The sequence below is a fragment of the Arthrobacter sp. Soil_C_49 genome (assembly GCF_057656635.1).
In genome coordinates, this window is the sequence record NZ_JBDGJZ010000003.1 from 1 (window position 1) to 17,525 (window position 17,525).

At 65.6% G+C, this 17,525-nt stretch carries 14 protein-coding genes; 6 read left to right on the forward strand and 8 right to left on the reverse strand.

The genetic code is table 11. The features are described 5' to 3' along the window. Positions 1-318: 318 nt before the first annotated feature. The 3 genes from AC3A4Z_RS06225 to AC3A4Z_RS06235 all read right to left on the reverse strand — a co-directional run bounded on the left by AC3A4Z_RS06225 (position 319) and on the right by AC3A4Z_RS06235 (position 3,834). Positions 319-1,686 (reverse strand): ABC transporter substrate-binding protein, encoded by a 1,368-nt coding sequence (locus tag AC3A4Z_RS06225; protein WP_498710789.1) that lies wholly within the window; start codon positions 1,684-1,686, stop codon positions 319-321. A gap of 269 nt (positions 1,687-1,955) precedes the next feature. Then, on the reverse strand, positions 1,956-2,900 hold the full coding sequence (locus AC3A4Z_RS06230; RefSeq protein WP_498710790.1) for a carbohydrate ABC transporter permease: 945 nt from the start codon (positions 2,898-2,900) through the stop codon (positions 1,956-1,958). After that, entirely contained in the window at positions 2,890-3,834 is a 945-nt protein-coding gene (locus tag AC3A4Z_RS06235; RefSeq protein ID WP_493972466.1) for an ABC transporter permease subunit, read from the reverse strand. Before AC3A4Z_RS06235 ends, AC3A4Z_RS06230 begins: the two co-directional genes overlap by 11 nt. A 379-nt stretch (positions 3,835-4,213) precedes the next feature. Between AC3A4Z_RS06235 and AC3A4Z_RS06240 the strand changes: the two genes are divergently transcribed. From AC3A4Z_RS06240 to AC3A4Z_RS06255, 4 genes are all read left to right on the forward strand, one after another. Beyond that, complete coding sequence (locus AC3A4Z_RS06240) at positions 4,214-5,482, forward strand: ABC transporter substrate-binding protein (RefSeq protein ID WP_498710791.1); 1,269 nt, start codon at positions 4,214-4,216, stop codon at positions 5,480-5,482. 89 nt (positions 5,483-5,571) lie between these two features. Then, positions 5,572-6,768 (forward strand): acetylxylan esterase, encoded by a 1,197-nt coding sequence (locus AC3A4Z_RS06245; protein WP_498711126.1) that lies wholly within the window; start codon positions 5,572-5,574, stop codon positions 6,766-6,768. Next, positions 6,765-8,822 (forward strand): DUF6807 family protein, encoded by a 2,058-nt coding sequence (locus AC3A4Z_RS06250; RefSeq protein WP_498710792.1) that lies wholly within the window; start codon positions 6,765-6,767, stop codon positions 8,820-8,822. The genes AC3A4Z_RS06245 and AC3A4Z_RS06250 overlap by 4 nt, the downstream gene beginning before the upstream one ends. Then, a complete protein-coding gene (locus AC3A4Z_RS06255) occupies positions 8,819-9,952 on the forward strand; it encodes a M24 family metallopeptidase (RefSeq protein WP_498710793.1) in 1,134 nt (377 codons plus the stop codon). The genes AC3A4Z_RS06250 and AC3A4Z_RS06255 overlap by 4 nt, the downstream gene beginning before the upstream one ends. A gap of 162 nt (positions 9,953-10,114) precedes the next feature. On the opposite strand, the gene AC3A4Z_RS06260 is transcribed toward AC3A4Z_RS06255, so the two are convergent. From AC3A4Z_RS06260 to AC3A4Z_RS06280, 5 genes are read right to left on the reverse strand one after another with little or no spacing between them, the layout of a single operon-like run. After that, on the reverse strand, positions 10,115-11,566 hold the full coding sequence (locus AC3A4Z_RS06260; RefSeq protein ID WP_498710794.1) for an aldehyde dehydrogenase (NADP(+)): 1,452 nt from the start codon (positions 11,564-11,566) through the stop codon (positions 10,115-10,117). Positions 11,567-11,617: 51 nt separating this feature from the next. Then, positions 11,618-12,721 carry a mandelate racemase/muconate lactonizing enzyme family protein gene (locus AC3A4Z_RS06265; RefSeq protein WP_498710795.1) on the reverse strand — a complete coding sequence of 368 codons (1,104 nt, stop codon included), beginning with the start codon at positions 12,719-12,721 and terminating at the stop codon, positions 11,618-11,620. Then, entirely contained in the window at positions 12,721-13,626 is a 906-nt protein-coding gene (locus AC3A4Z_RS06270; protein ID WP_498710796.1) for a 5-dehydro-4-deoxyglucarate dehydratase, read from the reverse strand. The genes AC3A4Z_RS06265 and AC3A4Z_RS06270 overlap by 1 nt, the downstream gene beginning before the upstream one ends. After that, a complete protein-coding gene (locus AC3A4Z_RS06275; RefSeq protein ID WP_498710797.1) occupies positions 13,623-14,588 on the reverse strand; it encodes an NAD-dependent epimerase/dehydratase family protein in 966 nt (321 codons plus the stop codon). The genes AC3A4Z_RS06270 and AC3A4Z_RS06275 overlap by 4 nt, the downstream gene beginning before the upstream one ends. Before the next feature lie 27 nt (positions 14,589-14,615). Further along, the gene (locus tag AC3A4Z_RS06280) at positions 14,616-16,064 is read right to left on the reverse strand and encodes a Gfo/Idh/MocA family oxidoreductase (RefSeq protein ID WP_498710798.1); all 1,449 of its coding nucleotides are present in this window, start codon (positions 16,062-16,064) and stop codon (positions 14,616-14,618) included. Positions 16,065-16,086: 22 nt separating this feature from the next. Between AC3A4Z_RS06280 and AC3A4Z_RS06285 the strand changes: the two genes are divergently transcribed. Further along, positions 16,087-16,335: a hypothetical protein gene (locus AC3A4Z_RS06285; RefSeq protein ID WP_498710799.1), complete on the forward strand. Its 249-nt coding sequence runs from the start codon at positions 16,087-16,089 to the stop codon at positions 16,333-16,335. Between the two features lie 110 nt (positions 16,336-16,445). Next, positions 16,446-17,480: a substrate-binding domain-containing protein gene (locus AC3A4Z_RS06290; RefSeq protein WP_493972784.1), complete on the forward strand. Its 1,035-nt coding sequence runs from the start codon at positions 16,446-16,448 to the stop codon at positions 17,478-17,480. The last annotated feature ends 45 nt before the right edge of the window (positions 17,481-17,525 follow it).

Sequence of the window (17,525 nt, forward strand, 5' to 3'; positions counted from 1 at the left end):
TCATCCACAAAGAACAATGGACCATCACCACCACCAACAACACCCCCTGGTTCACACCCCCAAAACACCTCGACCCCAACCAAAAACCCCAACAAAACACCTACTTCAAACCACCCCCACCACCAACACCCCGCGAATAAACCACGGACCCAGTACCTGCCCAGATTCGCGTTAACGAGCAGAAGGCCCTTTAAACAGCTTCGTCCCGGGAGGAACCGAAAGGTTCCCGCCGGGACGGAGCTGCCACCCGCCGTCGGACGTTCTGGGCGGAGGAGGCGTCCACCCAAGTCATCCAGAGCCGTGTTGGCGGTGTGAAGACTAACTGCTGATCGCAGACTTCATCTCGTCGTGCGCCTTCTTGCCTGCTTCTTCAGTGGACAGCCGCTCGAAGAGCACCTCGGAGGTGTAGCGCTTGATGATTTCCTGGATGGCGCCTGCGCCCTTCGGCGGCGGGGCCGGGGCCTCACCGAGCTCGTCCTTGATCTGGTCGATGAACTTGACCACCTTGACGTCGGACGGTGTCAGTTTGGATTCGATGGCAGCCCGGACCTCCGAGTTGGGGTAAACGCCGCGGTCGGCCAGGAGGGCCTCGCCGGCCTTGACGTTGTTGGCCAGGAAGTTGATGAACTTGGCGGTTTCCTCAGGGTGCTTGGTGCGTGAGGAGGCCGACCAGAACTGGGATGCCTTGTACCAAAGCCCGGCGTCATCGGCCGACCCGGTCTTGGTGGGGAACCGCAGGATCTTCAGGTCGCCACCTGATGCCTTTTCCAGGGCAGGAGCCTGGTTGGACCACCAGAAAGCCATGCCGTTCTTGCCGGTGGCAAGGCCGCTCTGGTCCAGCGGTGCGGCCTCGGCCTCTACCACCTCGGACGCGGACGGAACTGCTTTCTTCTCGCTGAGCTCCTTCAGGAACGCCCACCATTCGGCGATGTCACTCGGCTCAAAGCCCAGTTTGCCGTCCGAGGTGTAAAGGGACTTGCCGTTCTGGCGGAGCCATACACCCAGGGACGCCTCATCGGTTCCGTAGGCCGCCGCACCGTAGGTGCCCTTCGGCGACTTTTCCGTGATCTCCGCGGCGATGCGCTCGAAGTCCTGCCACGTCCACTTGGAATCGTCGGGCAGCGGGACGCCGGCAGCTTCGAAAACCTTGGGGTTGGCCAGGATGGTGGCGGCGTTGATGCCGGCCGCGATACCCGTCAGGCCGTCCTCGCCCTTACCGGCATTGAGTGCCGCTTCGTCGAGCTTCGACGTGTCGATCTCGTACTTAGAGAGGTCAAGGAGGGCGCCCCGGCTGGAGTATTCAGTGATGTACTTTTCATCCATTTGGATGATGTCCGGTGCATCGTTGGCAGCGACCTGGGTGGCCAGCTTGTCCCAGTAGCCGCTCCAGTCGCCGAATTCCGGCTTGATCTTGATGTTGGGGTTCTCGGCTTCGAACTGCTTGATGGCTTCCTGGGTCAGCTGGGCCCGCTTGTCGCCGCCCCACCAGGAGAACCGCAGTTCAACGGGACCGTCGGCGCTTTGCTGGCCGGATCCCCCGCCGCAGGCACTGAGGCTCAATGCCATAACGACGGCGGCCGCGGCTGCTGCTACGCCAGTCTTGCGGAAGGGGCGGCGTGCGCCCGTGAATGGTGTGGCTGCCGGCTGCTTGCTTGCAGCAGAGGCAGAGCGGGAAAAAAGCGGCACTGGTACTCCGATCTTCTTTGATCATGTTGCTGGGATGCGATGGAGGGAATGAAGTCAAAATTCACTATAGAGTAGAAACAAGAAAGCGTTTTCTGGCTCTAATGCTACAAGTCGATCACTTGTAATACAAGACGCTTTTGAAAGTCTTTCGAGAAGCAGAAACGGCCCGCCGGTTGGACGGGCCGTTTCATTGGCGGGGCTGTCGGTCCAGCAGGCCGCCAGGCCAGAGGAGCCTCAGCCGAAAGCCTCAGGGGGACGAGCCTTACCCCTTATTTGATGCCGGTGGTGGCGATGCCCTTGATGAGGAACCGCTGGCCGAAGAGGAAGACCAGGAACACGGGCAGGAGGGAGACGATGGACATGGCGAAAAGTGATCCCCAGCTCGTGGCGGACTGGGAGTCCACAAAGGCCCGCAGGGCTACCGGAACGGTGAACATGTCAGGGTCCGTCAGGTAGATCAGGGCACCGAAGAAGTCGTTCCAGGTCCAGATGAACGTGAAGATGGTGGTGGTGGCCAGGGCCGGGACCATCAGCGGCAGGATGACCCGCAGGAAGATGCGCGGGTGGCCTGCGCCGTCAATGCGGGCAGCTTCGTCCAGGTCCTTGGGGATGCCGCGGATGAACTGGACCATCAGGAAGACGAAGAACGCATCCGTGGCGAGGAGCTTGGGTACCAGCAGCGGCCAGAAGGTGTTTACCCAGCCGATCTGGGAGAACAGGATGTATTGCGGAACGATGACCACGTGGAACGGCAGCATGATGGTCAGGAGCATGATGCCGAAGAACAGCTTCTTGCCGGTGAACTGGAGCCGGGCGAAGGCGTAGGCGGCCATTGAGCAGGAGATCAGGTTGCCCAGGATGGAGCCGATGACCACGATGGCCGAGTTGAGCATGTAATGGCCGAAGGGGTGGGTCAGGGCGGACCAGCCGGAGGTGTAGTTGCCCATCTCCAGGCTGTTCAGCCACAGGCCGGGCTCGCGGAAGATCAGCTCGTTGGGCCGCAGCGAGGACACCACCATCCACAGCAGCGGGTAGATCATCAGGCCGCCGGCCAGGATCAGGATCGCGTGCTTGATGAGGGCTTTGGTGCGCTGCGAGCGGCTGAAAGCCAGGGTGCCGCGGGACTCCCGGACTTTGGGCTTGCGGTGGGTCGTAGGCTTGCCGGCGCCGGCTGACTTCTTGTCCGGGGCGGGCAGCTCAAGCTTAGTCGTCATAGAAAACCCAATACTTAGAAGCGATGAAGTTGATGGCGGTAAAGACGCCGATGATCAGCAGCAGGACCCATGCCATGGCCGAGGCGTAGCCCATGTCGAACTGGCCGAAACCCTTTTGGTACAGGTACAGCGTGAAGAACATCGTGGAGTCCGAGGGCCCGCCGTTGCCGCCCGAGACGATGAACGCCTGGGTGAACGACTGGAACGAACCGATGATCTGCAGGACCAGATTGAAGAAGATGATCGGGCTCAGCATCGGCATGGTGATCTTCCAGAACTGCTGCAGCGTGGTGGCGCCATCAACCTTGGCGGCCTCGTAGTACATGTTCGGGATCTGGCGCAGGCCGGCCAGGAAGATGATCATCGGCGCGCCGAAGGTCCAGACGTGCAGCAGGATGATCGACCCCAGCGCGGTGCTGGGGTCCGAGATCCAGCCCGGGCCCTGAATGCCGAACATCGCCAGGACCTGGTTGACCAGACCGGTGGTGCCGAAGATCTGCTTCCACAGAATGGCCACCGCCACCGAACCGCCCAACAGGGAGGGCAGGTAGAACACCGACCGGTAGAACGGCAGTCCGCGCAGCCCCTTGTCCAGGACGAGGGCGATCAGCAGTGCCACGGCGAGCTGGAGTGGAACACCGATGAACACGTAGGTGAAAGTCACCCGCAGCGAATTGTGCAGCCGGGCATCGGAGAGCATCCGGGTGAAGTTCTCCAGCCCCGTCCATTCCGGCGGCTGCAGCAGGTTGTAGTCCGTGAAGGACAGGTAGAGGGACATCAGCATGGGACCAATGGTGATCGCCACCAGGCCAACCAGCCACGGCAGCAGGAAGATGTAGGCGGCCTTGTTGTCCCGGCCGTTCGCCTTCTTCTCCTCCGCGGTGGCTTTACCCCTCCGCCGCGAGAACGAGCTCAATTCACTGATGGCGCTCACTGCGGCAACCCCGTTCCGGTCAAGCGCGCCGCTGCAGCCGGCATTCCTGCCGGGCGCGGTGCCCTGGGTATGTGTTTAGCGGCCATGTGGTCTCCTTTGGTCATCGTGGCCTCCACGTTTTGGTTATCGCCGGAGCGATCATGGACGCCCACCTGTTCGCGCTTCCCTGCGAGGGTGGCATCGGATAGGCGATTGTCCTGCGCGCCACCTGCGGGTGGTGCGGATGAAAAGCGGCTCCGTACCAAAGTAAACGGTTTCTTGACTCTTGTATAGCCCTTTGTTAGTTTTTGAGAAAGCGTTTTCTGTAGCGGGCGTCACATCGCCCGCATTTACTAACACAAGGGGCAGGACAATGCGGTTTGGTCTCAAGAAGTCGTCCATGGCAGCAGCCGGAGCATCAGCAGTTTTGGCGCTGGTCCTCACCGGCTGCGGCAGCAGTGCGGAAGCCGGAAAGGTAGGCACTGTCGAAGATCCGGTCACCATCCGCTTCGCATGGTGGGGCAACGACTCCCGGGCCAAGACCACCCTCGAGGTCATCAAGGATTTTGAGGCCGCCAACCCCACCATCAAGGTACAGGGCGAAAACACCGAATTCAGTTCCTACTGGGACAAGATGGCCACCCAGATTGCCGGCGGCACCACACCCGATGTCTTCGCCATGAGCGGCGCCTACCCCAGCGAATATGCCACCCGCGGTGTCCTGCTGGACCTGGACAAGGTCAAGGACCAGATCGATACCTCCAAGTTTGCCGACGGGACAGTGGACCTCGGCAAAATCGAGGACAAGCAGTACACCATCACGGCCGGTGTCAATGCCATGTCCATGGTGATCGACCCGAAAGTCTTTGAAGCCGCCGGGGTGGAACTGCCGGACGATGAAACCTGGACCTGGGACGACTATGCGGACATCGCCGCCGAGCTCACCGGGAAGTCGCCTGCCGGAACGTTCGGCACAACGCCCATGGCCAATGACTCTTTCCTGGCCGTTTGGGCCCGCCAGAACGGTGAGGACCTCTACACCGACGACGGCAAGAAGCTGGGCATCAGCGAGGACACCGCCACGAAATGGTTCGAGCTGAACAAAAGGCTGATGGAAACCGGGGGTGCGCCCTCCGCGTCCCAGACGGTTGAGGATGGCTCCGCCCAGCCCGAGATGACACTCATGGGCCAGGGCAAGCAGGGGATGAAAATCTCCTGGAGCAACCAGATGAACTCCTACTCCGGTTCACCGCTGGTCATGATGAAGCTGCCCGGCGAGAGCAAGCAGGCGGGATCGTGGCTGCGCTCCTCCATGGAATACGCCATCTCCTCCAAGTCCGCACACCCCAAGGAAGCAGCCCTGTTCATCAATTACCTGGTGAACAACGTTGACGCCGCCACCAAGATCAAGAGCGACCGGGGCATGCCCGCCAACACGGAGCTCAAGGCCGCCATCACTCCTCTCCTGAAGGAATCCCAGCAAAAGGAAGCGGTGTACCTGGACCGCCTGGCTGAGATGGACATCGAGCCGCCGCTGCCGTTCCCCGCCGGGTCGTCCGCCACCATGGAAGTCCTCAACCGATTCAACACGGATGTACTGTTCGGGAAAATCTCCCCGCGGGATGCCGCCAAGGGCTTCATCCAAGAGGTCAACTCGAACCTTGGCTAGTCCCGGGCCCGTCCCCCACAGCCAACAGCAATGACTACATCAACCCAGGAGGCAGGCCAGTGAACCGCAATGCCGGACTGAGCCGTGACATCGGGCCAAGTAATGATGTTCAGCCCCGCCCGACCTCCCGGCCGCGACGGCCCAGCGCGATCGCCGGCTACGAGGATTGGCCCGAGTACGTCCAGGAGCACCCCCGGTACCAGGCCGCGAGCGCGGCAGCCCAGCAACTGGCAGACGCCCTCGGTGTGCCCGGTGTGCCGCCGTCACCCGAGGTGACGGTCCAGTGGGACGAGACGCACGACGGCGTGACCACCTCCCAGCTCAGTTGGCAGCTGGGCTTCGGCCCCCGCACCACGGGCTGGCTGATCCGCCCGGCCGGGGCCGCCGGTCCCCTTCCCGGCGTCCTTGCCCTGCACTGCCACGGCGGCAACAAGTTCGGCGGTGCCGACCGGCTGGTGGAACTCCCCGAGTCCCATCCTTCGGCCCAAACGGCGCGCGCCAGCCACTATAACGGCCAGGCCCTCGCCACGAACATCGCACGGCGCGGCTTCGCTGTCCTGGCCCACGACACCTTTGCCTGGGGCAGCCGCCGCTTCAACTTTGACGTCCCGCCATGGCGGACTGCTTCGGCTCTTGAGGCGAGGCAGGCGCAATGGCGGGAGGACGGCGTCGTGCCATCCGAGGCCGACGTATACAACGCCGCCGCCGGATCCCACGAGGACACTGTGGCCAAGACCGCCGGCCTGCTGGGCACCAGCCTGGCCGGCATGGTGGCCCACGACGACCTCGCGGCCCTGGACATCCTCGCCGGGCTGCCGGGCGTGGACCAGAACAGGCTCGGCTGCATCGGATTCTCCGGCGGCGGCGGCCGCTCCCTGGCCCTCGCCGCACTGAGTCCCAGGATCCGGAGCTACGTGGTGACCTGCATGATGACCACGTTCCAGTCGCTCCTGCCCGCCCACCTGGACGCGCATTCGTGGCTGCTGCAGACTCCGGGCCTGTGGCGCGTAGGCGACTGGCCGGAGCTGACCGCAAGGTCAGCGGCCAGCCGGCTGCTGGTGCAGTACGCCCTGGCCGACGAACTCTTTCCCGAAGACGGCATGCGCGAGGCGCACGCCATCCTCCAGTCACTGCACCCGCATGGAACCTATACCGGAAGCTTCTGGCCCGGCGGACATGTGTTCACCTCCCGAATGCAGGAGGAAGCCCTCAACTTCCTTGCCGCTACGCTTCACAGCCAATCAACCTTTCAATCCGCCTCCAGCTTTCAAGGACCATCTTCATGACGCAACCCTCCGCCACAGCGGAAAGCAGGACACATGCCGCCGGGGACAATTTGACCGCCGCTGACCCCGCGGCTGTTCCGCGCATAGCCCTGGTAGGTGTCCACGGCTTTGGTGAACGGCACCTGGCCAACCTGGCACGGCTCGAGGAAGCCGGCGCCGTCGAGCTCGTCGCCGTGGCGGACCCCAACCCGCCGGCGCCAGGACTGCTGGCAGGGTCGGTGGCCGTGTTCGATGACTTGGCGCAGCTGCTGGCAGCGGACCCGGGCGTCGACGTGGTCATTCTTGCCACCCCCATCCAGACCCATGCTCCCCTGGCCCTCGCCGCTTTGTCTGCGGGCAAGGACGTCTATGTGGAAAAACCGCCCGTGGCGTCCCTCGCCCAGTTTGAAGAGGTGCTGGCAGCGGCCGAAACCGCTGGGCGGCGCGTTCAGGTCGGTTTCCAAAGCCTCGGCTCCCACGCGCTGCCCGCCATCCGGAACCTGGTGGAATCAGGTGCCATCGGTGACGTCCTCGGGCTGAGCGCCAGGGGTGAGTGGCTGCGAAGCAAGGCATACTTCACGCGTTCGCGCTGGGCCGGGAAGCGCAGCCTGGACGGCATCGATGTGGTGGACGGCGTGGCAACCAACGCCCTGGCACACGCGGTAGCCACGGCGCTCCACATGGCCGGGGCCCGCACGGCCGCGGATGTGCAGTCCGTGGAGACAGACCTTTACCGCGCCCACGCTACCGAAAGCGATGACACGTCCATCCTCCGCGTGCGCACCGCCGGCGGCACCACGCTGCTCTGCGGCCTGACGCTGTGCGCGCCTGAGCAGCAGAAACCGTCCGTGACAGTGCACGGCACATCGGGCGAGATCACGCTGTTCTACACCGAGGACGAGGTGGTTATCAGCGCCACCGACGGCGAACGCCGCGAAACATTCGACCGCACAGACCTCCTGGAAAACCTGCTGGACGCCCGCTCCACCGGCACCCCGCTGCTGTGTTCGCTCGCGGACACCGGCGCCTTCACCACCATCCTGGAAGCCATCCGCACCGCACCTGCACCCCAGCGGATCAGCCCGGACCACATCACCTGGGAAGGCGACGGTGACGACGCGCATCCGGTGGTGCACGGAATCGGGCCTGTGCTCGAACGCGCCGCCAAAGCCCAGGCCACGTTCGCTGAACTCGGAGTGCCGTGGGCCCGGAAGCTGCCGCCGGTCCGCGCCTTGACGCTCGACGGCCGCGAAGTCGCGGAATACCAGGACGGCAGCAGGATCCGTGCGGTGTCCTCGCCGCGGCCGTACCTCCACCCGGTCCGTACCCTTGCCGGAACCGTCGTCACGGATCACCAGCCGCTGGACCACGTGTGGCACCTCGGTGTCGGGGTGGCCCTGCAGGACGTGGACGGCATCAATTTCTGGGGCGGCCGTACGTATACCCGCGAGGCAGGACAGTACGTCTGGCGCCCGGACCACGGCCGCATCACAGCTGCTTCTGTGGAGCAGAGCGCTGCCGGCCAGGACGGCCGGCTCCACGAAATATTGAGCTGGGACGGGCCCGACGGCGCCCCGGTCCTGGTTGAGGAACGCACGTGGACCTGGTCCGGCGTCGACTCCTCCGCCTGGCAGCTGTCCCTCGACTTTGCCCTCTCCCCCGCCGGCGGAAAGCCGGTGAGCCTTGGCAGTCCCGGCTCCAACGGGCGCCACGAAGGCGGTTACGGCGGCTTCTTCTGGCGGCTGCCCGAGTGCGATGGTGCCACGGTGTGGACGCCCGCAGCTGAAGGCGAATCCGGCGTGCACGGCTCAGTGGCCCCTTGGCTCGCCTGGGCGGGAAAATTCGGGGCCGGCAGCGCCACGCTCGTTTTTGTGGCCGCGGAGGGTAGCCCCGATCCCTGGTTCGTCCGGGTGGACGGCTACCCGGGGGTGGGCCAGTCACTCGCGTGGGACACACCGGTCACCGCGCGGCCGGGCAGCCCCGTCCAACGCAGCATCACCGTTTTTGTGGCCGACGGAATCCTGGGCACAGCAGACATCGAAGCACTGATCAACCGGCAGGGGAACCGTTCATGAGCCAGACAACAACTGAAACCACACCGCTTGCGGGCAGGCTGGCCCCAGCATCTTCGGAAGACCGCGCCATCAAACGGCGCCGGGTCCTGGACATCCTCGATGCAAAGGGCCGGGATTCGTTGCTGCTGACCACCAACACGGCCCTGACCTGGTACCTGGACGGCAGCCGGGTGCACATCAGCCTCGCCGGGGACCCCATCGCCGCCCTCCTGGTAGACCGCCACGGCGACCATCTCGTCACCTTCAACAACGAAGCCGCCCGCATCGCTGCCGAGGAATTACCCGCCGGCGTCGCCCTGCACACCGTGCCCTGGTACGGCAACCTGCACGAGGCGGCTGTCGCCGTCGGGAGTGCTGGAAGTGACGCTGCTGGAGCTGGCACCGCACCGCTGGCCGAAGCGGACGTCGCTGTAGAGCTGCGCGCCGCCCGCCAGCAGCTGCTCCCGGCCGAGAGCGCCCGCTACGCCCGCCTCAGCGCCGAGGTCGCCGCGATGATGACGGACGTGCTCTCGTCGGCCCGCCCGGAAACCACCGAGTTCGAGCTGGTTTCCGCTCTGGCGGCCCGCATTGTCGCCGCCGGCGCGGAGCCGCTGGTCCTGCTCTGCAACGGCAGCAGCCGCAGCGAATTCCGCCACCCGCTGGCTACGCACTCGCCGCTTGGCCGCCGCGCCATGGCAGTGGTGTGCGCCCGCAGGGACGGCATGGTCGCCAACCTTACCCGCTGGGTAAGGTTCGACGGCGGCACGGCGGAAGAGCGCGACGCCGAGGCACGCATCGCAGCAGTCGAGGCGGACATCTTCGACGCCACCGTTCCCGGCGCCCGGCTGGACCGGATCTTCGCCGAGATCAAGGTGGCCTACGCCCGGCATGGCTTCGGCTCGGATCAGTGGGAGCTGCACCACCAAGGCGGGCCTGCAGGCTACGCAGGCCGCGATCCCCGCGTCACCGCATCCGCCACGGACACTGTGGTCCTGGACCAGGCTTTCACCTGGAACCCGTCAGGGCCGGGCGTCAAGATCGAGGACACCGTCCAGCTCACGGCGTCGGGCCTGCAGGTCCTGACCGTCGATCCGCGGTGGCCATCGACGACGGTCAACGGCCTCCAGCGGCCGGCCACGCTCCAGCTCTAATCAAACGCTCTCTCACTTAATGCGCTCAAATGCGAAACGCTCTCTCAGTCAACTGAGAGAGCGTTTCGTATATAGCCACATCAAGTGAGAGAGCGTTTCGTTTAAACCAACATCAAGTGAGAGAGCGTTGGGTTTACAGCCACATCAAGTGAGAGAAGGTTGCTAGGGGACGATGAGTTCACCGTCCACGCGGCGCGGGATGCCGAGCGGATTGCTTTCGTGCAGGGCCGGGTGCAGGACTGACTCCGGTGCGTCCTGGTAGGCGACCGGGCGCTGGAACCGGCGGACCGCCGTCGCACCCACGGAGGTGAAGAGCGAGGTGGTGGCCGGGTAGGGGCCGCCGTGCTGCTGCGCCCAGTTGACGGCGACGCCGGTGGGCCAGCCGTCGAAGAGGACGCGGCCTGCGAGTTCGGACAACTGCTCCACCAGCGCGGAGATGTCCTCCCCCGGCTGCGCATGCACTGTAGCGGTAAGGCTGCCCGGAACCTTGGCGAGAACCGCGGACAGTTCCTCCCGGTCCGTGTATTCGATCAGCATGGTGGTGGGGCCGAAGCACTCCTCGAGCAACTGCCCGGGGTTTTCCAGAACCTTGGCGGCCGTAGTGGAGAAGACCACCGGGGCTGCACCGTTGGCCACCGCATCCTGGTCCACGCTGCCGCTGACCACGTCCACGCCCTGCACCGACGCGAAGCTGCGCAGCCCGTGGGGGAAGGCCTCGGCGATCCTGCTCGTGAGCATGCCCAGCGCCGGCTTGTCCTTGCTGGCCTCAGCCACTTGCGCGGCGAAATCCGTTCCGGCCGGAATGAAGACCAGCCCGGGCTTGGTGCAGAACTGCCCGGCGCCCAGAGTGAAGGATCCGGCCAACCCCTCGGCAAGCCGGGCCGAACGTTCTGCCAGGGCAGCCTCGGTGACCACCACCGGGTTCAGGCTGCCCAGTTCCCCGTAGAACGGGATGGGCTCGGGACGGGACGTGGCGAGGTCGAAAAGGGCGCGGCCGCCGGGGATGGAGCCGGTGAAGCCCACCGCTTTGATGGCCGGATCCTGGACCAGGGCTGTTCCCACCTCACGGCCGGTCACCAAGGCGAAGATTCCTTCCGGCGCACCCGCGGCACGGAGGGCCTCAGCCACAATTTCGGCCGTCCGCTCCGAGAGGCGCAGGTGGCCGGAGTGGGCCTTGACGATCACGGAGCAGCCCACGGCCAGCGCCGAGGCGGTGTCGCCGCCGGCCACGGAGAAGGCGAACGGGAAGTTCGACGCCGAGAACACGGCCACCGGTCCAATGGGACGCAGGATGCGGCGCAGGTCGGGCGTGGGCGGGGTGGCGTTCGGGTTCGCATGGTCGACCACAGCTTCGAGGTACGAGCCCTCGGTGATCACCCGGGCGAACAGGCGCAGCTGGCCGGTGGTGCGTGCCACTTCGCCGGTGAGGCGGGTGGTGCCCAGGCTGGTCTCGGAATCGGCAATCTCCACCAGTTCGGCGGCGTTGGCGTCCAGAGCATCGGCGACGGCGGTGAGCCAGGCGGCCCGCTGGGCATCGGAGGCAGCCGCCGAGATTTTGGCAGCCTTCGTGGCCGCGGCCGTGAGCTCGGACAAGGAAAGGGTTGCAGTTGTCACGTCAGGTACCTGTTCTGTGGGTGTGCGTTCTTCGTTGCGTTCTGTCCTGGCCTACGGTGCGTCCCGGAAGCGGAAGCCCAGCCCCGGCTGGTCTGAGAGCGTCACCCGGCTGTCGCTGAACTGGACCGGCGAGGGGCGGGCCAGGATCCCCAGCTGTTCAAACGATGCCTCCTCCACGTCTTCCACCAGGGTGGGTTCCGCGAGGGTCAGCGCCAGCTGGCCGGATAGCTCCGGGAGCAGGTGCGGCATCACCTTGATGCTGTTGGTCCGGGCGAGTTCAACGATGCGCCGGAACGGGGTGATGCCTCCTACCCGGATGATGTTGGGCTGGATGATGTCCACGGCTTCCGCCTCAATGAAATCGCGGAACCGGTAGATGGTGTGGAGGTTTTCACCGAGGGCGATCGGCACGGGCGAATGCTTCCGGAGCCGGCGATAGGCCCACAGGTCGTCCGCCCGGATGGGTTCTTCGAGCCACTCGAGCCCGTATTCGGACAGGACTTCGAGGGCGCGGAGCGTGGTGGGCAGGTCCCAGCGCTGGTTGGCGTCGATCATGAGCTTCCGGTCCGGCCCCAGGACGGAGCGGACGGCGGCCACGCGTTCGGCGTCCTCGCGGATGTCCGGCTTGCCCACCTTGATCTTTACGGCCCGGTGGCCGGCCGCAACCCAGCGTTCGGTCTGGGCCACCAGTTCGTCGAGGCTGTAGTGCAGGTTCACCCCGGAGCCGTAGACCTCAGCGGACTCCTGCCGCTGGCCAAGGAATCCGGTAACGGAGGTGCCGGCGCGGGTAGCCTGGAGGTCCCAGAGGGCGAGGTCCACGCCCGCCATCGCAATAGTGGTCAGTCCCCCGCCGCCGGCCTCGTGCAGGCGCTTCCACAAGGCGTCCCAGACCATCTCGGGATGGGCGGGCAGCCCGGTGATAAACGGCGCAATGTCGTAGTCCAGCAGGGCCGTAACTGCCTGGGGACCAATGGTGGGCGTCCAGGAAAAACCATGCCCCGCGCCGCCGTCGTCCGTCTGGATCTCCGTGGCAATCACGTGGTTCTCCGGCGCCTCAACACCCCAGCTGCGGCGCAGCGGAACCGTGATCAGGCGGCTGGAGAGGCCGGTGATGCGCGGTACTGTGCGGACCGCTTCGGCGGCCGGGGCGCTCATCAGCGGCCAGCCAGCTCGTAGCCCTTGGCAAGGATGGCCTTGAGCTGCACGAGCTGCTCCTCGGTGGGGTCAACCAGCGGCGGGCGCACGGAGCCCACGGGCAGGCCGCCCAGGCGCAGGCCCGCCTTGATAAGCGAAACACCGAAACCGGGGGTCTGGTCACGGAGCCGGACCAGTGGTGCGTAAAAACCTTCCAGCAGCGCGTTGCGGCGCTCCTCATCACCGGCCGTGTAGGCGTCGTAGTAGGCCTTCGCGATTTCCGGGGCCATGGCGAACGCTGCGGAGGAGTACAGCGGGATGCCGAGGCCGCGGTAGGCTCCCTGGGTCAGTTCGGCGGTCAGCAGGCCGTTGAAGAAGGCGAAGTCCTCGCGCCCGGTGGCACGGACCGCGGACACAATTTCCTGCGCCAGGCCTACATCGCCGAGGCCGTCCTTGAAGCCGATGACCTTGGGGCTGGCGGCCAACCGGGCCATGGAAGCGGCCGTGAACTTGGCGTTGCCGCGGTGGTAGACGATCACCGGCAGGCTGCTGGCGTCAGCCACGGCCTCGACGTAGGCCACCAGCCCGTCTGTGGGGCCGGTGACCAGGTAAGGCGGCAGCACCAGGAGGGCGTCAGCGCCGGCTTCCTCGGCAGCGCGGGCGGCAGCGAGGGCGTGGCCAAGCGGCCCGCCCGCACCGGCCACCACCGGCACCTTTCCGGCCACAACCTCGACGGCGGCCGTCACCACGGTGCGGACCTCCTCGATGCTGAGGGCATGGAATTCACCGGTGCCGCAGGCGGGGAAAACGCCCCCCGGACCGAAAGGAAGGCGCGAGCTGATGTGCTCCTTGAGCAGCTCTACGTCAACGGCGCCTTCGGCCGTGAACGGGGTGACGGGGAAAAACAGTACGCCGTCGAATTTCATGGTGTCTCCTTGGCTCCGCTGCCGGCGGTAACCAGCGCGGAGTTCTCGTCGTTGAGGGTGGGGTTGGACTTGAGTTCTGTTCGCCAGCTTCGCGTGGGCTGCCAGCCCAGGAGCTCCTGGGCTTTGGCGATGGAGAAGGCCGGGCTGGTGCCGGTCAGGCCTGCGCTGAGGGCTTCGCTTCCGGGGAGGAATTTGGGCATCAGTTCAGCCAGGGGCGCAGTCGCCAGGGCGTCAGCGGCACCCACGAAGAAGGTTTCCCCGTTGGGAATGAACGGCATCTTCTCCAGCAGCAGGTCCAGGAAGTCCGCCACATCCCGGGCATCCACGTAGTTGAACAGCGCAGGTGCGGACAGCGCGGGATCGGCCAGCCGTTCAGCGAGGGTGTGTCCCTGCTGGGTCGGCGCGCCTTCCCACTCCTCCGGGGAAAGCACGTAGCAGGGGCGGAAGGCCGCATAGCGGATCTTCCCGCCCTGGGCTGCGGCGAACGCCTGCACCGTCTGCTCCGCGATGAGCTTGGACAGCGCGTACGCGTTCCACGGCTTCGGCGGCGTCCGCTCATCCAGCGGGAACGACGGCGGCAGCCAGCCGGCGGGCGACCCGTAGCCGAGCACCGTGGGGCTGCTGGCCGTTACGATCTTCTGCACGCCCACTTCCGTTGCGGCGCTGACCACGGCGAAGGCGAGGCGCGTGTTCGTGGCGAAAATGACGTCCTCGGGCGCGCTGAAAGGCACGGCAATCGCTGCAAGGTGGATGACGGCGTCGGGCGTGGTCTCGCGGAGGAGGCGCAGCGCCTCGCCCGGAGCCAGCAGGTCCGCGGTTTCCTGCAGCACCCCGGCGGGCAGCTGGTCCGCCGGAACGGCGTCCCGGTCCACCGAAATCACCTGGTGGCCCTTTCCGGCGAGTCCGGCCACAACGCTGCGCCCCAGCCGGCCGGAGCCGCCGGTGACAAAAATCCTGCTCATATTAATCCTTCGAATCCGGCGCCGCGGTCACTTGCCGCGGCCGAGGTCGACGCCGAGATCCAGGTCCTCGATGCGTACGGGCAGGGAGGTCTCAAGCGAGCGGTTGCCGGCGATGCCCACGGAAACCGAGCGCAGCCCGTCCAGGTAGCCGGAGGGCCGCCCCAGCGGGTCCTCGCCCGGGCCGTTGAAGAGGTCCGAGAGCAGGAGCGCGTCACCGCCGCCGTGGCCGCCTTCGCCGTTGACGATGGGTACCTCGTAGGCTGCCTCCCAGTGGCGCTGCACTACAAGGCGTTCACCATTGCGGCGGATGGCGTCCTCTTCCTCGATGGGGGTGGCGCTGGGGTCCACCACGGTCTTTTTGTCCGTGCTGCTCGTGACTGCGGCGCGTTCCACCACTTCAAGTTCGGCCCGGCCTTCGGTGCCATTGACCGCCACACGGTAGCCCTCCCAGGGGCTGTGGGCGTTCAGGGAGTAGCTCAGGCGCGGGCCGCCCTGGTACTCCACCACCAGTGCGAGGTTGTCCTCAATGGTGATGCCCCCGGTGAAGACATCCTGGTCGCGGCGGTAGCCGTCATAGTGCTCGTTGTCCAGGAAGAGGGCCTTGAGCCGCTCGTCCTCGCGCAGGTCCAGTGTGAAGGGATCCTTCTCTGCCGTTGCCGGGGCATCGGCGTCGGGGGTTCCGCGTTCCGGGCGGGGGCCCAGGCCGCGCTCCGCCGCGTTCTTGTCGCCGTAGAACTTCAGGCCGCCGGAGGCAAAGACGCGCTCGGGGACGTCGTCGATCCACCAGTTCACCAGGTCGAAGTGGTGCGAAGCCTTGTGGATGAGCAGGCCGCCGGAGTTCTTCTTCTCGCGGTGCCAGCGGCGGAAATAGTCTGCGCCGTGCACGGTGTCGAGGACCCAGCTGAAGTCGATGGACGTGACTTTGCCGATGACGCCGCTCTGGATGATTTCCTTGAGCGCGCTGTTCCGCGGCGAATAGCGGTAGTTGAAGGTGACCACCACGTTGCGGCCGGTCTCGTGCACGGCCTGCGTGATGCGGCGGCAGCCCTCGGCATCGATGGTGAGGGGCTTTTCGACGACGACGTCCGCCCCGGCGCGCAGTCCCTCCACGATGTAATCGGCATGGGTGTAGTCCGGTGTGGTGACGATGACGCGGTCGATGTTGTTGGCCTGGATGAAGGCGGTGAGGTCTCCGGGATCAAAGGAATCGACTGGTCCCGGTGCACCCAGTTCCTGGATGAGCTGCTGGTAGAACTCCACCCGGCCGGGGTTCACGTCCGAGAATGCGACGAGTTCAGCGGTGTCGGCGTGCTCGCCGAAGATGGCGCGGATGTACATCTCAGAGCGGCCGCCGGTGCCGATGAGGGCGATTCGGGCCTTGCCGCCGTGTCCGGCTGCAGCCCCAAGAGCTGTGGCGGTGTCCGCGGCAGCTGGTGCCGTCCCTGCAGCAGTACTCGACTCGGCTGTGTTGACCATGGGGTCCCTTTCGAAAGCGGTTGTGCCGGCCGCGCCCGCGGCCTTTGACGTGCGACAAGTGGCGCTCTGCTGCATCGACGCAAGAAAGCGTTTTCTCAATCCGTTATTAGATTTGTACCAACCACAAGCGGCATCCGTCAACCATTATCAGCACTGTGAGAAAGCGTTTTCTATGGATCCGCTCACTTTGGTTGGCCCCGAAGACCAAAAACTTGCGGGAAAACTTGGGAAAACGTTAGAAATCGCTTTCCCGGAACGTTATATGCTGTGAACCAACACGCTGTCGGGCAGAGGCGGCACGAACCTGTTTTCGGCACTACAGCGGCCGGGGCAGCAGCACGCGCAGGGCCCGCGGCCCGCGGCGCCAAGGAAGGGACCACAATGGTCAGGAGATCGGCAACCGGCAGGATTGGCATCGCGGATGTTGCCGTGAAGGCGGGGGTTTCCCATGCCACCGTGTCCCGGGTAATGAACGGGAACTTCACGGTGGACCCGGATATCGCCGCACGCGTCCGCGCAGCGGCCGCAGAGCTGAAGTACCAGCCCAATCCCGTCGGCCGGAGCCTGGCCCTGGGCAAGACCGACACCATCGGTATTGTGGTGCCGGATCTCGCGAACCCCACCTTCCAGGCAATCCTCCGCGGCCTGAGCCGGGCTGCCGCCCAGGACGGCTACCGCGTCCTGATCGCCGATTCCTTCGAGGTCTCCAGCGAAGAAACCATCCTTGCCGGCGAGGCCCGCAGGCGCTGCGACGGCCTGGTGTTGTGCGCCCCCCGCATGACCGACGCCGAGCTGGAGGAAATTGCACCGTCCCTCCACCCCCTGGTGCTGATCAACCGGACAACGGCGGCAGCTGATGTCCCCAGCCTGGTCGTGGACTACGGGCAAGGCGTCCAGGACCTCGCCGAGCACCTCGTGGACCTGGGCCACACCCGCCTGGCATTCCTTGCCGGACCGCCCCGCAGTGCCTCCAACGGCATGCGGCTCAAGGGCCTGGAAGCGTTCAAGGCGGCCCATCCCCAGGTGGACGTGCGGATGCTGGAAGGCGGGTCCGACTTCGATACGGGACATCACGCCGTGGACGCCGTGCTGGAAAGCGGCGCCACCGGCATCCTCGCCTTCAATGACCTGGTAGCCATGGGCCTGATGAGCGGGCTGCATGAGCGCGGGCTCGACGTTCCCGGCGACATCTCCGTCACCGGCTTCGATGACATCCCTTTCGCCAGGTACACCACGCCTGCCCTCACCACCGCAGCCGTCCCCATCACCGAACTGGGCGAGCAGGCCTGGCACCAGCTCCGCGCGCTGATCCGCAAGGAGGAGAGCGACGCTCCGGGAAGCCGCTACCAGCCGCGCCTCCAGGTCAGGGCCAGCAGCGGCCCGGCCAAGGCACCCCGTTCGACGGTGCACGGCTGACCCCCTGATCCATACCCCTGGAGTTTTTGGGCAGATATGCGGACT

What these genes read in the sequence shown, in the direction of transcription:
- AC3A4Z_RS06275 (WP_498710797.1), bottom strand. Translation starts at nt 14,588, where the DNA reads ATGAGCAGGATTTTTGTCACCGGCGGCTCCGGCCGGCTGGGGCGCAGC.
- AC3A4Z_RS06290 (WP_493972784.1), top strand. Translation starts at nt 16,446, where the DNA reads ATGGTCAGGAGATCGGCAACCGGCAGGATTGGCATCGCGGATGTTGCC.
- AC3A4Z_RS06265 (WP_498710795.1), bottom strand. Translation starts at nt 12,721, where the DNA reads ATGAGCGCCCCGGCCGCCGAAGCGGTCCGCACAGTACCGCGCATCACC.
- AC3A4Z_RS06250 (WP_498710792.1), top strand. Translation starts at nt 6,765, where the DNA reads ATGACGCAACCCTCCGCCACAGCGGAAAGCAGGACACATGCCGCCGGG.
- AC3A4Z_RS06280 (WP_498710798.1), bottom strand. Translation starts at nt 16,064, where the DNA reads ATGGTCAACACAGCCGAGTCGAGTACTGCTGCAGGGACGGCACCAGCT.
- AC3A4Z_RS06230 (WP_498710790.1), bottom strand. Translation starts at nt 2,900, where the DNA reads ATGACGACTAAGCTTGAGCTGCCCGCCCCGGACAAGAAGTCAGCCGGC.
- AC3A4Z_RS06240 (WP_498710791.1), top strand. Translation starts at nt 4,214, where the DNA reads ATGGCAGCAGCCGGAGCATCAGCAGTTTTGGCGCTGGTCCTCACCGGC.
- AC3A4Z_RS06270 (WP_498710796.1), bottom strand. Translation starts at nt 13,626, where the DNA reads ATGAAATTCGACGGCGTACTGTTTTTCCCCGTCACCCCGTTCACGGCC.
- AC3A4Z_RS06255 (WP_498710793.1), top strand. Translation starts at nt 8,819, where the DNA reads ATGAGCCAGACAACAACTGAAACCACACCGCTTGCGGGCAGGCTGGCC.